This is a genomic window from Kitasatospora sp. NPDC024654 (assembly GCF_055559155.1).
Genome location: NZ_JBVHLF010000245.1, coordinates 1 through 1865 on the forward strand (window position 1 = coordinate 1; position 1865 = coordinate 1865).

General features: G+C 70.2%; 3 protein-coding genes. 2 read left to right on the plus strand and 1 reads right to left on the minus strand.

The window, feature by feature from the left end:
- Window positions 1–229: 229 nt before the first annotated feature.
- Complete coding sequence (locus ACZ38L_RS39350) at window positions 230–727, minus strand: tautomerase family protein (protein ID WP_465702937.1); 498 nt, start codon at window positions 725–727, stop codon at window positions 230–232.
- A gap of 92 nt (window positions 728–819) precedes the next feature.
- On the opposite strand from ACZ38L_RS39350, the gene ACZ38L_RS39355 reads away from it, so the two are divergent.
- Together ACZ38L_RS39355 and ACZ38L_RS39360 are read left to right on the plus strand one after the other, a co-directional pair.
- The gene (locus ACZ38L_RS39355) at window positions 820–1311 is read left to right on the plus strand and encodes a winged helix-turn-helix transcriptional regulator (protein WP_465702939.1); all 492 of its coding nucleotides are present in this window, start codon (window positions 820–822) and stop codon (window positions 1309–1311) included.
- Window positions 1312–1651: 340 nt separating this feature from the next.
- Window positions 1652–1865, plus strand: a 214-nt coding sequence (locus tag ACZ38L_RS39360) for a transposase domain-containing protein (RefSeq protein WP_465702941.1), incomplete at its 3' end; no start/stop codon positions are given.

Consider the following 1865-nt stretch of genomic DNA (forward strand, 5'->3'; position numbering starts at 1 on the left):
CCTCGCCCTTGAGCGCCGGCCCACCCCACTGAGCAGGGCACCTCACCCAGACCTCATCGCGAATCGGGCATCACGGCGCGAACCGCACTCTCAGGGTGGTGGTGTTGAGCATCGACATCGCTGTCTCGTGGTGGCTCGACCGGCTGTCGCAGCCGGTGGTGCGCGGCCGTGACCTGACGGTGAACGAAGCTCGGTCGGCTGTTGGTCAGCACGTTGCGTTGTGGTTTGCTCAGGGCAGGCGGGCGTGTTCGGTTCGGCTGGCGGCGATCCGCTCGCGCGCGAGCGTGCGGGCGTGCTCGATGTCGCCGCCGCTGAGCCGGGCGAGGATCGTCGCGAGCGGCCTGGTCTGGCCCCAGCCGCCCCAGTGGCCCTCGGGGATCTCGGTGGGGAACACCCAGATCCGGCCGGCCTCGCGCGGCCAGGCGCCGTTCTCGGAGTCGAGGATGGCCTCGGTGACCTCGGCGATGATGCTCGCGCGCTTCTGCTCGTCAAGCTGGCCCTCGGGGACGGACGGGACCACCTTGTAGCGGGGTGCGTCCGCGGGCTCTCCGCCGACGTAGACGCCGGCCGGTCGGTGCAGCCAGAGCCAGGAGACAGAACGGCTCGCCGGGTCGGCGGGGTCGAATCCCTCGTTGCGGATGAGGATCTCGGTGATGCGGTTCAGCAGCGCGGCCTCGGCTTCGGGCTGGAGCGCGCCGTCGGGAATGTACACGTCGAGCATGGGCATGGTTGTTCCCCTCTGAGTTTAGTTTTTCAACCCCGAGTGAAGCCTACGGCCGCTGAGTTCAGCTTGTAAACCCAGACGGGTATGCTGGCCCCATGGAGACGCGGCGGATCGACCCGGTGAACTGCTCGGTGGCGCGTGCCCTCTCGGTGGTCGGGGAGCGCTGGTCGCTGCTGATCGTCCGTGAGGCGCTCGACGGCGCACGCCGGTTCGGCGAGTTCCACTCCCGCCTCGGGATCGCGAAGAACCTCCTGGCGACCAGACTCGACACCTTGGTTACGGCGGGAGTGCTGCGCCGCGTGCCCTACCGGGAGCCAGGGGATCGGCAGCGCTTCGCCTACGAGCTCACCGAGCAGGGCCAGGCGTTGCGGCCCACCCTGGTGGCCCTGCTGGAGTGGGGCGACCGGTACCTCGCCGACCCGCAGGGGCCGTCGGTCATCGTCCGGCACCGGCATGCCGACGATGCGCACTCCTGCGACGAGCCGGTCAGGGTCGTCCTTGAGTGCACTGCGGGGCACAGCCACCTCGGCCCGGAAGACGTTTGCCGCATGCCTGGGCCGGGCGCGCACTTCGTCGACGCGCATTGAGTACACAGAGGTTCGAAGCCTCCGGGCGGCCCGTGCCTCCGGCCGGGGCCGCAGCTCCCGCACGCCCGCCCGGGCCGGCCCGGCCGTCGGGCGCGTCGGCTGAACGGCCACGGCGTCCAGGAGTGGCGCCGAGCCGGCCCGGCCGGCGGCCAGGGCAGCGTGGTCGGAGTCGTGCCCGTCGCCGGCCCCGCTGGCGTGTCGCCGGAAGATCAAAAGCGGGCATCTGGGGCAACACCGTTGCGTTAAGCCTGTGGCCTGCGGCGCAACCCCGCTGTGAACGTGGAACGGGACCCCTGATAGATCATCTTGCGACCAAGCATGAAGATCATCGGGAGTCCCGTTGCAGGAGCAGTCTGCCATCATGCCCGCGGCCGGGAGCGCACCGGGGGTCCATGCTCCCGGGCACGTGGGCGAGTTGACCCAGATCGTGGACTTCGCGCTGGTGGACGCGGTGCTCATCGAAACGGGCGCGCGGGAGAAGCGGGTGCGGCTGCTGCCCGCACGGGTCATGGTCTACTTCCTCCTCGCCCTGGCGCTGTTCGAGCACGGCTCGT